This window comes from Rhizobium sp. Root1204, assembly GCF_001424965.1.
In the GTDB taxonomy this organism is placed as follows: Bacteria; Pseudomonadota; Alphaproteobacteria; order Rhizobiales; family Rhizobiaceae; genus Pararhizobium.
In genome coordinates, this window is sequence record NZ_LMCZ01000004.1 from 86242 (window position 1) to 105432 (window position 19191).

13 protein-coding genes are annotated in these 19191 nt (G+C 60.0%); 2 read left to right on the plus strand and 11 right to left on the minus strand.

Going from position 1 to position 19191, the window contains the following annotated elements:
- Nucleotides 1-32 precede the first annotated feature (32 nt).
- The 3 genes from ASC96_RS05990 to ASC96_RS06000 form a co-directional block, all read right to left on the minus strand.
- Complete coding sequence (locus tag ASC96_RS05990; RefSeq protein ID WP_060502139.1) at nt 33-431, minus strand: cupin domain-containing protein; 399 nt, start codon at nt 429-431, stop codon at nt 33-35.
- Nucleotides 432-552: 121 nt separating this feature from the next.
- Complete coding sequence (locus ASC96_RS05995) at nt 553-4026, minus strand: AAA family ATPase (protein ID WP_060502140.1); 3474 nt, start codon at nt 4024-4026, stop codon at nt 553-555.
- Nucleotides 4026-5303, minus strand: a complete 1278-nt coding sequence (locus ASC96_RS06000; RefSeq protein ID WP_060502226.1) for an exonuclease SbcCD subunit D — start codon at nt 5301-5303, stop codon at nt 4026-4028. The genes ASC96_RS05995 and ASC96_RS06000 overlap by 1 nt, the downstream gene beginning before the upstream one ends.
- Before the next feature lie 197 nt (nt 5304-5500).
- Between ASC96_RS06000 and ASC96_RS06005 the strand changes: the two genes are divergently transcribed.
- Entirely contained in the window at nt 5501-5971 is a 471-nt protein-coding gene (locus ASC96_RS06005; RefSeq protein WP_060502141.1) for a MarR family winged helix-turn-helix transcriptional regulator, read from the plus strand.
- 97 nt (nt 5972-6068) lie between these two features.
- On the opposite strand, the gene ASC96_RS06010 is transcribed toward ASC96_RS06005, so the two are convergent.
- The 7 genes from ASC96_RS06010 to ASC96_RS06040 form a co-directional block, all read right to left on the minus strand.
- On the minus strand, nt 6069-8261 hold the full coding sequence (locus tag ASC96_RS06010; protein ID WP_060502142.1) for an esterase-like activity of phytase family protein: 2193 nt from the start codon (nt 8259-8261) through the stop codon (nt 6069-6071).
- A 212-nt stretch (nt 8262-8473) separates the two neighbouring features.
- On the minus strand, nt 8474-8746 hold the full coding sequence (hupB, locus tag ASC96_RS06015; RefSeq protein WP_037107702.1) for a DNA-binding protein HupB: 273 nt from the start codon (nt 8744-8746) through the stop codon (nt 8474-8476).
- A 230-nt stretch (nt 8747-8976) separates the two neighbouring features.
- Nucleotides 8977-11397, minus strand: a complete 2421-nt coding sequence (lon, locus tag ASC96_RS06020; protein WP_060502143.1) for an endopeptidase La — start codon at nt 11395-11397, stop codon at nt 8977-8979.
- A 470-nt stretch (nt 11398-11867) separates the two neighbouring features.
- Complete coding sequence (clpX, locus tag ASC96_RS06025) at nt 11868-13145, minus strand: ATP-dependent Clp protease ATP-binding subunit ClpX (protein ID WP_060502144.1); 1278 nt, start codon at nt 13143-13145, stop codon at nt 11868-11870.
- Between the two features lie 300 nt (nt 13146-13445).
- Nucleotides 13446-14078: an ATP-dependent Clp endopeptidase proteolytic subunit ClpP gene (gene clpP / locus ASC96_RS06030; protein WP_060502145.1), complete on the minus strand. Its 633-nt coding sequence runs from the start codon at nt 14076-14078 to the stop codon at nt 13446-13448.
- A gap of 271 nt (nt 14079-14349) precedes the next feature.
- The gene (locus tag ASC96_RS06035) at nt 14350-15909 is read right to left on the minus strand and encodes a phospholipase D family protein (RefSeq protein WP_060502146.1); all 1560 of its coding nucleotides are present in this window, start codon (nt 15907-15909) and stop codon (nt 14350-14352) included.
- Nucleotides 15910-15927: 18 nt separating this feature from the next.
- The gene (locus ASC96_RS06040; RefSeq protein WP_060502147.1) at nt 15928-16776 is read right to left on the minus strand and encodes an endonuclease/exonuclease/phosphatase family protein; all 849 of its coding nucleotides are present in this window, start codon (nt 16774-16776) and stop codon (nt 15928-15930) included.
- A gap of 213 nt (nt 16777-16989) precedes the next feature.
- Between ASC96_RS06040 and ASC96_RS06045 the strand changes: the two genes are divergently transcribed.
- Nucleotides 16990-18237, plus strand: a complete 1248-nt coding sequence (locus ASC96_RS06045; protein ID WP_060502148.1) for a cytochrome P450 — start codon at nt 16990-16992, stop codon at nt 18235-18237.
- A 41-nt stretch (nt 18238-18278) separates the two neighbouring features.
- Here ASC96_RS06045 and ASC96_RS06050 read toward each other — a convergent pair whose 3' ends face one another.
- Nucleotides 18279-19124, minus strand: a complete 846-nt coding sequence (locus ASC96_RS06050) for an oxidoreductase (protein ID WP_060502149.1) — start codon at nt 19122-19124, stop codon at nt 18279-18281.
- Nucleotides 19125-19191 lie beyond the last annotated feature (67 nt).

The window sequence follows — 19191 nt, forward strand, 5'->3', positions numbered from 1 at the left end:
GCCTGGTTTTGTTCTGCGCGTGCCGGGACGCATCACGCCGATTGGTATTGTTCTTCGCTCACCAGTTCCATCCAGTCGACCGCCTTGCCGTCAAGCGCTTCCTGGATGGCGATATGGGTCATGCCGGTCGTGGCAGTGGCGCCGTGCCAGTGCTTTTCACCCGGCGGAAACCAGACGGTATCCCCCGCCTTGATTGCGCGAACCGGCTCACCCCAGGTCTGGGCAAGGCCACTACCGGATGTAACGAACAGCGTCTGACCGAGCGGATGAGTGTGCCAGGCCGTTCTTGCTCCCGGCTCGAAGGTGACGGACACGCAGCGCATGCGGGCCGGCTCCGGCGCATCATGTATCGGGTCCTGCCGAACGTTGCCGGTAAAATAATCTGCCGGTGGGCGAACGGATGGGCGCGATCCGCAAGCTTTGATCTCCATGGCGATAGGCTCCCTGATATTTGCCGCCATCCGGCGGACGTCACTAATAGGCGGAACATAGCGCGTTCCGGCCCAATGTCTCCCCGTCACATCCGAGACCACGCTTCAGCAAACTCCACAATCACAGCGTATGGATCGTTACGTCCGGGCAGGCCGTGCGGGCGATGTCGCAGAGATGCTGATGATGGGTCAGATAAATCACCTGCCCAACCCCTGCCATTTCCGCCATCAAGGAAAAGGCGTGCCCGGCACGTCCATCGTCGAAGGTCTCCATGATGTCATCGGCGATGAAAGGCAGCGATTCGCGTGTCGTGGCGATCTCGTGATAGCCGGCCATGCGCAGCGCCAGATAGAGCTGGAAGCGGGTGCCCTTGGAAAGATCGCGCGCCAGTTTCGATCCACCACCGGCAGCATTGGCGATCAAGAATTCCTCGCCCTTCTCGGCCTGTGTCGTCAGCCCTACATAGTCACCGCCGCTGATGACGCTGAACGCCGTTGACGCCCGGCGCATCATCGCGCTGCGATGACGCTCGCGGTAGAGCCTGAGCGCCGTTTCACCAGCCAGAATGCCCATGCGCAGCCGCAGATAGGCGGTCGCGCGCTCCTCGATCTCCGCCAGCACCGTGCGGCGCTTTTCCTCGATATGGGCCGCTGCATCGCCGCCACCGATGGCCGCCAGCGCCCTTTCGGCATCGCGCCGTTCAGCATGCAATTCGGCACCGTCGCGCTCGGCCTGTTCAAACCGGGCCTGCAAGGCCGCCATTTCCAGCCGTAGGCCGTCTGCGTCGACGGCACTCAGCAGCATTTCCGCTTCATCGGCACGTCCAACACCAAGCCGGGCGGCCAGATCGGCCTCAGCCTCGGCAATCCGCTCGCGCAGTCGCTGACGCGCCTTGACCGTTTCCAGATGGGCGCCGACTTCCAGCAGCGAGCTGCTGTCGAACAGATCCAGCATGCCGCGCTTCTGTGCGTCGTGGCGTTCGCGCGATTCGCCCAGCGCCCGCCTTTCCGCGATGCGAGCATCATTCTCGTCCGAAAGACGCCGGAACAACGTTTCCTGCCGCTCGGCACCGGCCAACCGGTCGCGAATCGTCTGAACAACGAGGAGCGGTTCATCCGATACTGCGATGGCAAGTTTTTCAGCCAGCGTCCGGACAATGGTTGCGAAGGCCAGTTGATCTTTTCGCATGCCATCGATTCGATGATCGAGATCAGCCTTGCGCTGGATCAGTTTGTCCAGATCCTGAAGGATTGTCAGGACAGGCGTAATCTCCTGTGGCGACAAGGGCGTTGTTGCCTCGGCGAGCCACGTGGCACCAATAGCCTCCTGCCAACGCGTGCTCCACTCCGCCATGTCCTCGGAAGCGGCCGACCATGCGGCCGTGCGCAAGCGCAGCGCAGCCCCGGCCCGCTCCACCGTTTCCGCAGCCGTGACATGCGCCCGGTGGGCGGATTGCAGATCGTGGATAATATGCTCGGCAAAAGCAATCGCATCCTCCAACCGCGCCGGCATGCCCTTCACCACACCGCCGTGCTCCAGCACCTCTGTCAGTCGCTGCATGGCCTTGGCTTCATCCGCCACGGCAAGCCGCGCGTCCTGCTGGGCTGTGCGCAGCTGGTTACGCACCTCAAGCGCCGCCACCCGCCGCCCAAGCCACGCCACCAGCTGGTTCAGCTTGGTATTCTCGGGCAATCCACATTCAACAGCTGCAGCCGAAATCTCCGACCTTAGCGCGGCAATCGCGGCATGCGCCGCCTCATGTTGCTGACGGAACGCCAAAAGCTTGCCGTTACGCTCGGCGACGGAGAGCGAAAGTCCCCTTGCCTGCGCAAGGTCCTGCGAATGCGCCAGCCTGAGGGCCGCTGCCTCGTCGTCCTTCTTGAGCACGTTTTCGAAAACGCGGGCGCTGTCAGCGTCCAGTTGTGCCGCATGCGCCTGCCAGGCACGGTCGCGCTCCTGGCGCAGCGTCAAGGCGGCATCGTCGGCAGTAAAGCCGCCTGTCCGTGTCAATTCGTGAAGCTTGGCTTCATCGCCAGCCGTCAGCGCCGCCTCTTCGGCAATACGGTCGTCAAGCCGCTTCAGCTGTTCCGTCAGCGTTGCCCGCCGCTCCGTCCATTCGGCAAGGTCGGTTTCCTCGGGGACGGAAATGACCGTCAGGCTATCAGCGTCGAACGAAGCGGGCGACAGCGTTGCAAGCTTGTCAGCCAGGAGGTCTTCCAGCGCTGCGATCTGACGGTTGGCCGTCTGCTGCCGCAGCAGGCAATCATTCTGACGCAGAGTCCGTAACATGTCAGTCAAAGCAGCGGGTTCCCCGCCCTGCGAAGAGCCGCCGGACACAAGTGCCGCCTGAACCTTGAGCGCTTCCGCATTTTCCGCCTCGGAAAGCGTCTTTTCCCGCAGGGCAGCATCCAGCCGCTCGTTCAGCGCGGCATGCTTCTGTGCCAGATCTTGCAGCCGGCCGGCGATCGCGGCGGGCAGGATGAGTGCAGCGGCATCAGGCATGTCAGCCCGCTCGAGGCGACCGACACGGACAGCAATGTCGGCGGCGATCTTGGCACGCTCGTCAAGCCGATTCGGCATATCGCTGGCAGCCGTCCGGTGGCGGGCTTCCAGACCTGAATTTTCCAGATCGCGGATATCCCCAGCCAGCGCCAGCACCGCCTCATCCCGCTCGATGGCAATAACTTCAGCGGCTCTGCGGTCGATATCGGCGTCCAGCTGCACCAACCGGGCGTCGATTGTGGTTTCCTCACGCTGCAATTGCGGCAAAAGGGCATGCCAGGCGGCTGGTGGCTCCGGCAGGTCGGCGAAAGCAGCAAGCTCGGAACGCTGGCCGCGCAATCGGGCGAGAATCGGCAGCGCTTCGATGCGGTCGCGGGCGTGATCGAGAGACACGCGCAGTTCAGCCCGTGCCTTTGCGGAGGCATCATGCCGCTCGGCAGCTGCGTCGCGCACCTTGCGCAAAGCGGCAAATTCGCGGGCGTTGATATCGATGGCGGCTTTCTCGTCCTTCAGTGCCTCAAGCTCAGCTTTCAACTCCGCCAGCTTATGTTTCCGGCCCTGCGGCTTGTAGAAAGCATCCGCCTGAGCTTTCAACCCGGATAAGATGGCGCTGCTGTCCGGCAAGCCGGAGCTGGCCGAAAACAACAGGGCGCCAAGCTCCCCTTCACTTTTCAGGATACTTTCGCCGCCCTTTTCGATGCTGTCGTCATCGAGCGAAAACATCATCTGATAGGTCGCCCGGTCGATCGAACCCAGGGCCGCTGAAAACAGGTTGTCCGGCAGCGGCTGGTCGTCAGGCCCCAACAGAGAGTTCTGATTGCGCTTTACCCGCGAGACGGAATGCACCCTGCCCCCGGTCTCGATGACGCCGCCGACCCGCATGGTCGCATAGGGATGCAGAAAACCGTAGCCGCTCAGCCGCTCGATGCCGAACAGCAGATCGAGGAAAGCGGAAAACAGCGTTGATTTTCCCGCCTCGTTCGGGCCGTAGACGAGATGAAAATCTGCATGTCCGGGGCGTGCGTCGCCGAAATTCAGACTGCGGCCGGTGAATTTTCCATAGCGAAGCAGATCGAGACGGTTAAGACGCATCAGAGATCGGCCCCCGCATCACTGCCATGCAGATAGGCAAGCACATCATCACTGCCGGCAAGAGCGACAGTTTCGGCCAACCGCACGGCCGCCTTCTCGTCCCCGGCCAGGCTTTCGCGCAATTCGCGCGGCAACTGCAGCAACAGTTCATCGAGCACTGCGCTGGCTTCCTGGCGAAAGGCGTGGGACGTCAGTACGTCGGTGCGGATCAGGCTGGCCAGTTCCTCCACCGGGTCAGGGCCGGTCAAGGTCGTTTCTGCGTCCATGCCCCGGCAATCGATATCGACTTTCTCAATCCAGCACCCATTGAGACCGGCGCCAAGATTGGTGATTTCGGCCAAGAGGAAATCGGGATCACGCCTGAGCTTCCAGACCAGCGGCGTTGTACCGGTCAGTGAGATTCTGAGGATGAGATGGTCAGCATCGGCCCCGTTCCGGAGCGACGGCAGAGTTTCGCCTACCCTCTCCAGCATTTGCCGCCAGTCCTGTACGCCGGTCAGGTCGATCGCAACACGCTCGAATACCGCCTGTCCGATTGGATGCTCGCGGTACCCCAGTACACCATCATCACCGATGGTAACCAGTGTCACTGTCTTCGGCCCCGCCTCGTTGATGTCACGCCCCTGCGGCATGCCAGGCATGACGACCAACGGGTTCTCACAGTGAACCTGCCGCATGTGGACATGGCCGAGCGCCCAATAATCAAAACCGTGTCGCGCCAGTTCGGCCACGTTTGTCGGCGCATAGGGATCATGGCCCGGCGTACCGGCAAGGCTGGTGTGCAGCATGCCGATATTGACGGCATCGGCAACCGGCGGCTGGAAGGATGGCAAGAGGCTGTCAGGCGCATGCGGATTGGCAAAACTGATGCCGTGGATATGGACGCCACGGCCATCGCCGAGAGATTTGGCAAGCACCGGCTTTGCCCGGCCAGCGAACACATGCACATTGGACGGAAAGGTCAGCTCGCGGGTCATTGCCGACTGCGAATCGTGGTTGCCGCGAATGAGGAACACGCTGATCCCCGCCGCCTCCAACCGGCGCAGTTCGCTCGACAAATAGAGCGCCGTGTTCATCGATGTCTGGGATCCGTCGTAGAGATCGCCAGCGATCAGCAGGGCATCGACACTCTCTGCCAGGCACAGGTCTACGATCCTTGCAAGGGCGGTGCGGGTCGCACCGCGTACCAGTGCCGCAAGTTCCGGATTTTTCAACGCAAGACTGCGCAAGGGTGAATCGAGATGAAGATCGGCGGTATGGACAAAACGAAAGGGCATGGCGGACCATGGCCTGCCGTCCGGCCTTGCGTCAATGCCACACATGCCTCGCCGCAGGGTCTATTCAGCGCTTTCAACACAGCAACATTATTGGGGAAATGCGGGACCTTGGCGCAAGGGTCCCGAATTAGACTTGACTATAACGCTAACAATACCGTCATTTGACATGGCCCCTCACAATATCCATATGAAACATCATGAAATCCACATTCGAAGTCTCCGACAAGCTCTTTGAGCTTTACCATCGCGTTCACCGCCTCATCAACGAATCGATGACGGAGGAAGGCGTGTCGTTGGCGCGCAGCAAATTCCTGTTTTTCCTCAGCAAGCTTGGTCCCTGCCGGTCGACTGATATCGCCGGCGCGCTGAATTTTGCGCCGCGGACGGTGACGGAAGCCATCGACGGGTTGGAACGCGACAAGCTGGTGGTGCGCAAACCGGATCCGGAAGACCGCCGGGCAAAGATCGTGTCGATCACCGATGTCGGACGCGTCGTTCTGGAAGCCGCCGAACATCCGCGCAAGCAACTGATCGAGGAAATCTTCTCGGCGCTTGACGATCAGCAGCTCGACCAGATGCACGACATCGTCAGCCGGCTTGTGGTCAAGGCGGAAGAGATTCGCAAACGCAAGGAAACCGAAGAGGCTGGCAGCAAGGCCGCCGAATAAACGTCCCGCTCGCCACAGCCTTTTGCCTGCGAACAGACCAAATAGAAAAGGCCGGAGCATCATGCTCCGGCCTTTTCCGTTTCCAGGACTTAAGCGATTACATCGCGTTCATCGTACCGATCGAGAAGAACAGGGTTTCGCCCGAGGAATCATCGACACCGTCATTGTCGGTGACCACGAAACCGTTGCCGGCCGCATCGACGGTAAAGCCTTCGACCTTGTCGACGACGTAACCGTTGGTGGCCTTCAGGTCAGGGATGAAGTCGCGAACCTCTTCCTTCTTGACGACCGGCAGGTCGCCGCCGAGCTTGGCTGGCTTCAGATCTGCAAGAGCCACGCGGTACAGCTTCTTCAGCTTGGCAGCCTGGCCGATCAGGTTGTCGCGCTCGATGATATAGGCATAGTCGCCATGAGCCGTGATTTCGGACAGGCCGACCCAACCGCTTTCCGTCTTTTCGAGCGGGTAGCGCACAGCGCCCCATTCCTTCGACGAAGGCTTGTAGGAAACCAGCTTCACAAAACCCTTCTCGTCATCGCCCCATTCGCGCTGCACGGCCATCCACAGCGTCATGTCGTCGCCTTCACCGACGCTGGTGATGCCTTCGAAGCCAAAGCGCTTTTCGTGAGCGCGCAGTTCGGCAGGAATGGCGATTTCCTTATCGATCTCGCCCTTCGCCGTCACATGAATGATGGCATGCGAGTAGAGCTTGTCGGCATCGCCTTCGTTGGCCAGCCAATAGCCGCCTTCGCCATCGGGCGTCACACCTTCGCTATCGAGCTTCTGAGCTGCAGCACCGTTGCGGGTGATGCGCAGTGCATCGACGATCTTCGCCGGCTTGGCGGTCGCGTCGATCGTGAAGATGGTCGGCTGCGAAGCGTAGAAAGAATCGTTGACGGCAAGGAGCATGCCCGGCTTGTCCTTGACCGGTGCGAGGCCCGAAAGCGCGCCAAAACCGATCAGCTCTCCGTCCTTTTCGGTGGAGACGATCTGCGGATAGGCCGCCTCGCCTTCCGCGCGCTCATAAAGCATCACATGCGAGCGTGCGCCGCCGTCTTCGACGAGGTCAACTTCGTTGGCGGTCGCCAGAAGATTGCGGCCCGGGATGGCCACGGCACCTTCCGGGCTTACGCCGGACGGCAGAAGCTGGAGAAGTTCAGGCTCTGCGCCGGTGTCCTTGTAGACCCCGACGATGGAGGCGCGCTCTGCCAGAACGAAGAACAGGTTGTCGTCACCGAACTTGGCGACTTCCAAGCCCTCCGGCTCGACACCCTTCTTGTTGCGCTTGTCCGGGTAATGGCCGATCTTGGCGATCTCGCGCTCAAAGCCCGCGCCGTTCTCATAGAGAACCTTGCCGTCCTTGCTGAAAATGGTGAAGCCGCGCGCGCCACCCTTCCAGTCACCTTCATTGGCAACGACGAGGCGGTTGTCATCCAGCCACTTCACGGCGTCAGGCTCGCGGGCAACGTCCTTCATCTCGCCGGTGAACTTCAGCGCACCGTCCTTCTTGGTGTCGACACCTTCGAGGCTGACGGTTCCGGCGGAGAAGTGCGACTTCACCGTACCGGTCTTGCCGTCGATGATGACGACATAGTTGTTTTCCTGCAGCGTGAGGGCAACTTCGTCGAGGTTGTTGAAGGAAACGAATTCCGGTTCCGGATCTTCGCCAGCCACGTCGGCGAGACCGGTCAGCGTGACATGCTTGATCGAACCGCAATCGACCATGCCATCCTTGAGCGACAGGAGAACAAGATCACCGGCCGGCATCTGCGGCAGGTCGCCGTCATTGACCTCTTCATCGCGCTCGTTCTCGATGGCGATGGCAGCGATCGTCCTGTCCTTGTTCAGCGCGATCGAGTCCGGCTGACCACCGAGATCGCAGGTCGTGTCGATCTTTTTCGAAGCGAGGTCGACCTGGGCGATGAGGCCCGACGGCTTGACGAAGCTTTCGCGCGTGTTGACGGCGACAAGCGCCTTGCCCGAGGCAACCGCGACTGACGTCGGCTCGCCTTCGAAGGTGACAGAACCGGCTGCCTTCGGAGCCTTGGCGTCGGTGATGTCGATGATGCCGATCGCCTTGTTCGGGCTGTCGGAGTAAACAAGCGTATTGCCGTCTTCGGAAGCGGCGATGATTTCGGCCGAAGTCGGCGTCGCCTTGTCCTTGCCCTCAGGCAGGTTGTCGGCGACCGCGAAGGACGCGATACGGTTGAAGACCGGCTCGGCGAGAGCCACGGATGCCGTCGAGGCGGCCAGCGCTGCGGCGAGTGCCGCAGTCAACGAAAATCTCTTCATGATAAACCCCCTTGGTAAATCGGATACCGGGGGGTTTTGATCGCGCTCTGTAACAGGCGCATGACAGGATGAACAGATTAGACATTGGGCACGAACCGATGGCGAAACGCGTCCGCAAATGAAAAGAGGCCCAGGAAAAACCCGGGCCTCAAATCAACCTGCTATCGAACCGTTGGCGTTTTCACCACGGTGCTGCAGACGAAACATGAAACTTAGTTCACGGCGTCCTTGAGACCCTTGCCGGCCGAGAACTTCGGCACGTTGCGGGCAGGGATATCGACTTCTGCGCCGGTGGACGGGTTGCGACCCTTCGATGCTTCGCGGCGGCTGACCGAGAAGTTGCCGAAGCCAACGAGGCGAACGTCGCCGCCGTTCTTCAGTTCTGCCTGGATAACGTCGAAGATTGCATCAACTGCAGAAGATGCATCTGTCTTCGAGAGTCCGGCCTTCTCGGCAACTGCGGACACGAGCTCATTCTTGTTCATGTTTCCACCCCTTTCAATACTGGTTCGAAACGACTCAATTTTCAAGCCGAGGGAAGCATACGCGCGCCCCCCGCCTTGGCAAACCCAATCGCTCCGAATCCCATGGAATGCAAGGCTTTGCGCGGAGTTTTACATAAAAAAGACCGGCAAAAATGCCGGTCTTCCACTGTTTCTGCTCCAAATCAGTACGCAACCTGCGGCAGGCACTGCTTGAAGTTCAAGTCAAGCCCTTAGTGGGCAATCGACACGCCGGCGTCATCGGCCGGATCGGCCGTTGCAATCGGTGCCGCCTGCTTGGAAGGATCCCATTCGATCGCAACCGGAACCCGTACCAGCGCGTGGCTCAACACCTCGCCGATATGGGAGACCGGAATGATCTCCATGAGGTTCTTCACGTTGTCCGGAATATCCGCCAAATCCTTGGCGTTTTCTTCCGGGATCAGCACCTTCTTGATGCCGCCGCGAAGCGCTGCAAGCAGCTTTTCCTTCAGGCCGCCGATCGGCAGGACACGGCCGCGCAGGGTGATTTCACCCGTCATCGCCACGTCCTTGTTAACGGCAATCCCGGTCATGATCGACACGATCGCCGTTGCCATGGCCACACCGGCGGACGGACCGTCCTTCGGTGTAGCACCTTCCGGCACGTGCACATGGATGTCGCTCTTGTCGAACAATGGCGGCTCGATGCCGAAGTCGATCGCACGCGAGCGGACATAGGATGCCGCCGCCGAAATCGATTCCTTCATCACGTCGCGCAGGTTGCCGGTCACCGTCATGCGGCCCTTGCCGGGCATCATCACGCCTTCGATCGTCAGAAGCTCGCCGCCGACTTCCGTCCAGGCGAGACCGGTGACGACACCGACCTGATCGGTACGCTCGGCTTCGCCGTGACGATAGCGCGGAACACCGAGATAGTCGTTGATGTTCTCGGCAGTGACTTCGACCTTGCTGGTCTTGCCCTTGAGGATCTCGGTCACAGCCTTGCGGGCGAGCTTCATCAGCTCACGCTCCAGGCTGCGAACGCCAGCTTCGCGGGTATAGGTCTGGATCACCGCAGACAACGCACCATCCGTCACCGAGAATTCCTTCGGCTGCAGAGCGTGGTCGGCGATTGCCTTGGGCAACAGGTGCCGCTTGGCGATCTCCAGCTTTTCCTCTTCCGTGTAACCGGCAATCCGGATCACTTCCATGCGGTCCATCAGGGGCGCCGGAATGTTCAGCGTGTTCGCCGTGGTGATGAACATCACGTTCGAGAGGTCATATTCGACCTCCAGATAGTGGTCCATGAACGTCGAGTTCTGTTCCGGATCCAGCACCTCCAGGAGCGCCGACGACGGATCGCCGCGGAAATCCTGGCCCATCTTGTCGATTTCATCGAGCAGGAAGAGCGGGTTGGACTTCTTGGCCTTCTTCATCGACTGGATGACCTTGCCGGGCATCGAACCGATATAGGTGCGGCGATGACCGCGGATTTCGGCTTCGTCACGAACGCCACCGAGTGCCATGCGGATATATTCGCGGCCGGTCGCCTTGGCGATCGACTTGGCAAGCGAGGTCTTGCCGACACCCGGAGGACCGACGAGGCACAGGATCGGCCCCTTGATCTTCTGCGAGCGCGCCTGCACCGCCAGATACTCGACGATCCGTTCCTTGACCTTGTCGAGACCGAAGTGATCGAGATCGAGAACCTGCTCAGCATGGTTGAGATCGGTCTTGACCTTGGACTTCTTCGACCACGGAATGCCCAGCAACCAATCCAGATAGTTGCGCACGACGGTGGCTTCCGCCGACATCGGGCTCATCTGGCGCAGCTTCTTGACTTCCGCATCGGCCTTTTCACGGGCCTCCTTGGACAGCTTGGTCTTGGAGATACGGTCTTCCAGTTCGGCCATCTCGTCGCGGCCTTCCTCGCCGTCGCCAAGCTCCTTCTGGATCGCCTTCATCTGTTCGTTCAGGTAGTATTCGCGTTGGGTCTTTTCCATCTGGCGCTTGACGCGCGAGCGGATGCGCTTTTCGACCTGCAGAACCGAAATCTCACCTTCCATGAAGCCGAGCGCCTTTTCAAGGCGCAGCTTGACGCTGGTCGTCTCAAGCATTTCCTGCTTTTCGACGATCTTGATGGAGAGATGCGATGCGACGGTATCGGCCAGCTTCGAATAGTCCTCGATCTGACTGGCGGCACCGACGACTTCCGGGGAAATCTTCTTGTTGAGCTTCACATAGCTCTCGAATTCCGACACCACGGAACGGCTCAGCGCTTCGATCTCGACCGGATCTTCTTCCGGCTCGGAAAGCGGATGTGCCATTGCCTCATAGAATTCTTCACGGCCTGTATAGCCGTCGATCTCGGCGCGCGCGCGACCTTCGACCAGAACCTTGACGGTGCCGTCAGGCAGCTTCAACAACTGCAGCACATTGGCGATAGTGCCGATCTGATAGATCGCACCTGGTTCCGGATCGTCGTCGCTGGCGTTGATCTGGGTGGCAAGCATGATCTGCTTGTCCGTGCCCATGACTTCTTCCAGCGCACGGATCGATTTTTCACGGCCAACAAACAGCGGCACGATCATGTGCGGGAATACCACGATGTCGCGCAGCGGCAGCACCGGATAGGTCGCGCTCTCGATTGCCGGAGACGTTTTGCTCGTCATGTCATTTCCTTTCCGTCCCGTTTCCGGGCCCGTTACCCGAAGCGTTCAAGGGCGCTTCCGGTCCTCATTCTTTCCACTGTCAAGTGGAGTGTGTGACGTCTGTTTTCAACCCTTTCGCCGACTACCGACCTGGGAGGCGGCGTAGCCGGATAGTAAACGGCATCTGACTGTTGCGGGCCTTGCCGCAGGAGTTAACGCACACGCTTCGTGCCGGACACATCGACACAGAATCGTTACATAATCGCGTTGTTATCCGCTTTTAGCAATCGCTGATTCTCGCGAATATTCCTCCCGCAGTGACATCCAGCGGTCAAGCTTTCGACCGATGGATATCCGCAGAATATGCAGGGCTGACCTGCACTTATTGCTTAGGCGCGCTGACCGGCAGGCACGGTGTACGCCGTACCGGAAACTCTACGCATGAAAAAGGCCCGCACATGGCGGGCCTTTTAAAAAAACTTCCGATCCGGTCAGGCCGAAACGTTGGCCTTTTCCTCGGAACGCTCCGAGTAGATGTAGAGCGGACGGGCAGATCCCTTGACCACCTCGTCGGAGATGACCACTTCGCGAACGCCTTCCAGGGTCGGCAGTTCGAACATCGTATCGAGCAGGATCTTTTCCATGATCGAGCGCAGGCCGCGCGCACCGGTCTTGCGGATGATCGCCTTGCGGGCGATTTCGCGCAGGGCATCCTCGTGGAAGGTCAGTTCGACGTCTTCCATTTCGAACAGGCGCTGGTACTGCTTGATCAGGGCGTTCTTCGGCTCAGACAGGATCTGGATCAGTGCCGGCTCGTCGAGATCCTCGAGCGTTGCCAGAACCGGCAGACGGCCGATGAATTCCGGGATGAGGCCGAACTTGACCAGATCTTCCGGCTCCAGTTCGCGCAAGACTTCGCCGACGCGGCGGTCTTCCGGAGACTTCACCGAAGCGCCAAAGCCGATCGAGGTCTTTTCGCCACGCGCCGAGATGATCTTGTCGAGACCAGCAAAAGCGCCACCGCAGATGAACAGGATGTTGGTCGTGTCAACCTGCAGGAATTCCTGCTGCGGATGCTTGCGGCCACCCTGCGGCGGAACGGAAGCGACCGTGCCTTCCATGATCTTCAACAGTGCCTGCTGCACGCCTTCGCCCGAAACGTCACGGGTGATCGATGGATTGTCGGACTTGCGCGAAATCTTGTCGACTTCGTCGATATAGACGATACCGCGCTGCGCCCGCTCGACATTGTAGTCAGCAGCCTGGAGCAGCTTCAGGATGATGTTCTCGACGTCTTCGCCGACATAACCGGCTTCGGTCAGTGTCGTGGCGTCAGCCATCGTGAACGGGACATCGATGATGCGGGCCAGTGTCTGGGCAAGGTAGGTCTTGCCGCAACCGGTCGGGCCAACGAGCATGATGTTCGACTTTGCAAGCTCGATGTCGCTTCCCTTCGCGGAATGCGCCAGACGCTTGTAATGATTGTGGACGGCAACCGACAGGATGCGCTTGGCCTGCTGCTGGCCGATGACGTATTCGTCGAGAACCTTGATGATCTCCTGCGGCGTCGGAACGCCATCGCGGGACTTGACCATCGAAGTCTTGTTCTCTTCGCGGATGATGTCCATGCAGAGTTCGACGCATTCATCGCAGATGAACACCGTCGGTCCAGCAATCAGCTTGCGGACCTCGTGCTGGCTCTTTCCGCAGAAGGAGCAGTATAGGGTATTCTTGGAGTCACCGCCGTTGCTACCGCTGACTTTGCTCATATCACTTTCCTTCCAGCACGCCGGACACCTCTGGCAAGGTGAAACGGACTACTCAACCCGCTCCGCACATTTTCCGCCTTCATGCGCAAAATGACGGCGCTTTCGGGAGTACGAACCGGCTTCAAACAACCATGTTTGATGTCCGGCAGCAACGAATCTCCCACCGAATACCGAATGCTAGGACTTCAAACTTCAACATAGCATTAACGGTCGATATTAACGGCTTTGGCCTGCGGATAAAGCCCTATGAGAGTTACAATTGTGTCACAAATGCATCTATCCGCACACAAAAGCTTGAATTTATGCGTCCGGCGTTGATTCCATGGCCTCACGCGACGTGATGACCTTGTCGACAACACCCCAGCTCAGGGCTTCGTCCGCCGTCATGAAGTGGTCACGATCAAGCGTCTGTTCAACCTCTTCATAGGTCCGGCCCGTGTGCTTGACGTAGACTTCGTTGAGGCGGCGCTTCATCTTCAGGATATCGCGGGCATGCCGTTCGATGTCGGAAGCCTGCCCCTGGAAGCCGCCGGACGGCTGGTGAACCATGATGCGGGCGTTCGGCGTGGCAAAACGCATGTCCTTGTGGCCGGCGGCCAGAAGCAGCGAGCCCATCGATGCGGCCTGGCCAATGCACAGCGTCGAAACAGCCGGTTTGATGAACTGCATCGTGTCGTAGATCGCCATGCCGGCGGTAACGACGCCACCCGGCGAATTGATGTAAAGGGCGATTTCCTTCTTCGGGTTTTCCGCCTCGAGGAACAGCAGCTGGGCGCAGATCAGCGTCGCCATGTGATCTTCGACAGGCCCCGTCAAAAAGATGATGCGTTCTTTCAGGAGACGCGAAAAGATATCGTAGGAGCGCTCGCCGCGATTGGTCTGTTCAACGACCATCGGCACCAGAGCCATAGCGGTATCAACGGGATTTCTCATGTCAAACCTTTGTCAATCTGGCGCGCAAACCCTTTTGCACACCGGGAATCATCGGGAATATCTCTTGTCCATACATAGAGTGTCCAAGTACCCGACTTCAAGTCGCGAAGTCTTCATAACGTTAATACACGCCCCGAACCGCAACGTTGCACGCCAAGCGCCTAGAGGATGGTTTAGCGAGTTCTAACGGTCAGGATAGAGTGCAGGCCGCCATTTCCGCTTTTCCACACAGGCTTTGGTGCATTCTGAGTGAAAAATCGGTAAATGCGGATCAAAGTTGCGATTCGATCGGCAGAATGCCGATGACGCCGGCAATCAGGCGGCGCCAGAAGCCGGCTTCCGGCTCGCGGCGAAGGACACGCACCTCATCGCCTTCGCGATCGTGCCAGCGCAGGCGTCCCTTTTCGAGCGACAGGCGAAAGCTGTTTTCCGGGCTGGTTTCGGCATCGAAAATTGCCTCGACCTCCCTGACCAAAGCGGGGTGAGTAAAGAGCACTCCCATTTCCGTATTCAGCGACGCCGAACGCGGATCAAAATTCATTGACCCGACGAACCCGGACTTTCCATCGACGGTAAACGCCTTGGTGTGAAGGCTGGCGCCGCGCGACCCGAACAGCGACATCCGCTGCTGATCGCCGATTTCGTGCGTGGCTTTCAATTCGAACAGGACCGCTCCGCTCCTCAGCAGAGCCTTGCGGTAATTGGCGTAGGCACCATGAACTGCAGCGACATCGGTGGCGGCCAGCGAATTGGTCAGAACCTCGACCCGGACCTGCCGCGCAACCATCCGCGTGATTTCGGCGATCCCCTGCACGCCGGGAATGAAATAGGGCGAAATCACCCGGACCCCATGCTGCGCCGATGTCAGGACCGGCATCAGCTCCCGCATGACCCAGTTGTTGCGCTTCTGCAGAAATGCCTTTTCCGGCGGGTCCGATACCAGCATGGCAGCGCTCGTCCAATGCAGCGCCGTATTGCCAGGCAACAAGACCCCGTCCGGTATCACGGCCTCGACATGGGCGAGATAATGCCGGCCGCCCGGCGTCGCCGCGACTGTTTCCAGCTTGGCTCTGAAGGCTGGCAGATAGTGCGCGCGCGGGGTGCGCAGCGAGCCGATCGGCACGACCACGGGACTGTTCCAGTAGCGGTCGAAGACCACAGCCGCATCGTCGGCGACCGGCCCGAGCATCCAGACATCGAGATCGCGGAAATTCGACTGTTCGTCGGCGTCGAAATAAGCGTCGCCGATATTGCGGCCACCAGCGATCACCAGCCGCCCATCGGCAATCCATTGCTTGTTGTGCATCCGCCGCGTGGCGCGAAAAGGCCGCATCATCATTTCGAGCCCGCGCTTGAAGCGGTCGGTGCGCGCTCGGCTTGGATTGAAGAGCCGCACCTCGATATTGTCGTGACCATCCAGCGCCAGGCACATGCGGTCATGCAGGCCGGCATTGATATCATCAAGCAGGAGCCGCACCCGGACACCGCGATCGGCAGCGGCCAAAACTTCGCGGATCAGCATCCGCCCGGTCAGATCGTTCTTCCAGTAATAATATTGCAGGTCCAGGCTGCGCCCGGCCCGGCGCGCCGAGGCGGCCCTCAATGCAAAGGCAGCGACATTGTCAGAGATCAGCGCAATTCCGTTAAGGCCGGCATGTTCCGCCAAAAGAGGCTCTGCCAGCCGATCGAGTTCCGTTTCAACGCCCTCTGGCTGCAGCGCGGACGAAGCCGGTCCCTGGAGCCGCCGCCCGAAACGGCCATAGGTATAGACGGCAACCAGCGCCAAAAAACCGAACACAGAAGCGGACAGAGCGACGATATGGGCGCGCATGTGACTACGGCCTGTCGATCATGGCTGAGCGGCGGAAACCGCTTCGACCGGATTCCCCTCACCCTGCGCCGCCTTGAGGTCGATATAGGCTTTGATCGGGAGATGATCGGACGCGACGCGTGACAGCGGCGTGTTGTGGACCTCGACAGCGGTGACCAGATTGTGCGGGCTGCCCATCACCCGGTCGAGCGCCAAGAGAGGAAAGCGTGACGGGAAACTCGGCACCGCCGTTGCCGCATGATCGAAGATTGGGCTGAGCGAACTCAGCGCCGAGCGGCGGCCCATGCGCCACTCGTTGAGATCGCCGATCAACAGCGTCGGCCGCTCGTCCGCCTCGCTGATGGCGGCAATGATCGCTTCCGCTTGGCGGGCGCGGGAATGCCGCAGCAGACCGAAATGGGCAGCAACGATGCGCAGCGGACCGGCCTTCAGATCAAGATCGACAACCAGCGCACCGCGCGGCTCGACGCCGGGCAGCTTCAACTGATTGACCTTGGCAACGGCACCCTCCCGAAGCAGCAGCACATTACCGTGCCAGCCGTGCCCCTTGGCGGAGAAAGCGGCAATCGGCACCGCAATCAGGTGGCAATCGCGATGCAGCCGCTCCAGATCAAGCAGCCCTGCCCGCTCGCCAAACCGCTGATCGGCTTCCTGAAGCGCAATGATATCGGCGCCGATTTCGCTGATCACGTCGGTGGTGCGGCCGGGGTCGAAGCGATTGTCGGTGCCAACGCATTTATGGATGTTGTAGGAGGCGATCACCGTATCGCCACGCTCGCCTGCCGGATCCCTGCCCGCCAGCGACACGCGCTTTCCGCGGATGGCGGCCAGAATGCCCCCTGAAAGGCTGGTATGCGACGAAGCCATAGTCTCTCTCTGGTCGTTGCCGTTCATCATCCAAGACATAGACATGTCGCTCAGCAAGGCAAGACGATATCCGGCGCGAGCGCGTTTTTCGCCATCCGGCCGGTGATTTTCCGCGTGGGGAAATCTGGCAGTGGCGTGACAATCTCCTTGTCGCCCCACCATCCTGGCCATAGATCAGAGCGTAGCACGCCATGACATCCAGTGAGAATGCAAATGCCCATACCTTCCGCCATTTCCATCACGCCCTCGACCCGCTCCGCCAGCATCGACGTCCGCGATCCGCAATTTTACAAGAACCCGCTCGCAGCGTATGCGCAGTTGCATGCGCAATGTCCGTCGTTCTTCTGGGAAGAGCAGCAACAATGGTATTTTGCGGGCTACGACCAAGTGAATAGCTTGTTGCGTGACCGACGTTTCGGCCGGCAGATCCTGCATGTGGCAACGCGCGAGGAACTGGGCCTGCCGGAACCCAAGCCGCATCTGGCGGATTTCGACCGGCTGGAGGCCAATTCCCTGCTTGAGCTTGAGCCGCCGGCCCATACGCGGCTGCGCACGCTGATCAACCGCGCCTTCGTCTCGCGCCAGATCGAGCAGCTGAAGCCTGAAATCGCAGCCCTTTCCCATTCCCTCATCGACGGGTTCGAGAAGGACGGTCAGGTCGAGCTTCTGAAAGCCTATGCCGAGATCGTGCCGGTCACGGTGATTGCCCGCATGCTCGGCGTGCCGGTGGAGATGGCGCCAAAACTGCTCGACTGGTCGCACCGGATGGTGAAGATGTATGTGTTCAATCCATCATTGGAGACCGAACACGATGCCAACGCCGCTTCGGCCGAGTTTGCCGATTACCTGAAGGGCATCATCGACTGGAAGCGCCAGAACCCGGCCGACGATCTCCTGACCCATATGATCACCACCGAAAAGGACGGCGAACGGCTGTCTGACGACGAACTGATCTCGACGGCGGTGCTGCTGCTCAATGCCGGGCACGAGGCCACCGTGCATCAGTTGGGCAACGCGGTGCGGACCCTGCTTGAGACAGGAACATCAGCAAAAGACGTGTTTTTCAGCGATACGGCCACCGAACGCACCATCGAAGAAACAATGCGTTATGCCGCCCCCTTGCACATCTTCCAGCGCTACGCCCTCTCCGACATCGAACTTGAGGATGGTATCAGCCTGAAGAAAGGCGACAAGATTGGCCTTCTGCTCGGGGCTGCAAACGTCGACCCGCAGAAATTCGCCGATCCCCTCGCCTTCCGCCCCGACCGGAATGAAGGCGCTCATGTATCGTTCGGCGCCGGCCTGCATTTCTGCATCGGTGCGCCGCTGGCACGGCTGGAGTTGAAGCTATCGCTGCCGATCCTGTTCGAACGGCTGCCGGGCCTTCGGATGACAGGCAAAGCGCAGATCAAGGACAGCTATCATTTCCACGGCTTGGAAAAGCTGCATCTGGAATGGTAGACGGATAGGGCGCGGCTCTCACGCCGCGCCATTCCCTCTCTCTACTCCGGAAAATCAGCCCCTTCGGTCACATCGGCCCACGCTTCAAAATCGCGGCGCAACGTCTCGATCTTGGCCCGGCCACCGGCCAGCGCCGCCTTGCCCAGGAGCAGGCGCAGCGGTGGATCTTTTGCCTCCACGGCCTTGATGATGGCTTTGACGGCGCGCTCGGGATCGCCTGCCTGCTTGCCACTGCGTTCACGGATGACCGAGGCATTCCTGCCCGCGGTATCGCGGTAATCGTCAATCGATTGCGGCGCCTCATTGGCCGAGCGCCCGGCCCAGTCGGTTCGAAAACCGCTGGGCTCGACCAGAAGAACCTTGATGCCGAGTGGTGCCACCTCAAGGGACAAGGCTTCGGACAGGCCTTCGACGGCAAACTTCGTAGCATTGTAGAAGCCGACGGCGGGGCCACCTCGAATTCCGCCGATCGACGATATGTTGACGACGGTGCCGGAGCGCTGCTTGCGCATGGCGGGCAAGACCGCTCTCGTCATTGCAGCGAGGCCCCAGACATTGATCTCGAACATGCGGCGGACTTCGTCCAGCTCGCTTTCCTCGACTGAACCGAAATAGCCAATCCCAGCATTGTTGACGAGCACGTCGATGTGGCCGAAGCGGGCAAGCGCCGCCTTCGTCGCGGCTTCGACCTCTTCCGGTTTGGTGACATCGAGCTTCAAGGCGAGCGCCTTGTCTTCATGGCCTTTGACGAGGTCTTCAACCTGCGCCGGATTGCGCGCAGTCACAACCGTCGGATAGCCCAGTGACAGCGTTTGCTGGGCCAGTTCCCGGCCAAAACCGGTTGAGCATCCGGTGATGAACCAGACAGGTTTGTCGGCTTGAGACATTGGATTTTCTCCTGACGATGGAAGAGACGGTGAGCACCGTCCCGGGATAACCTCCATCGGATATAGG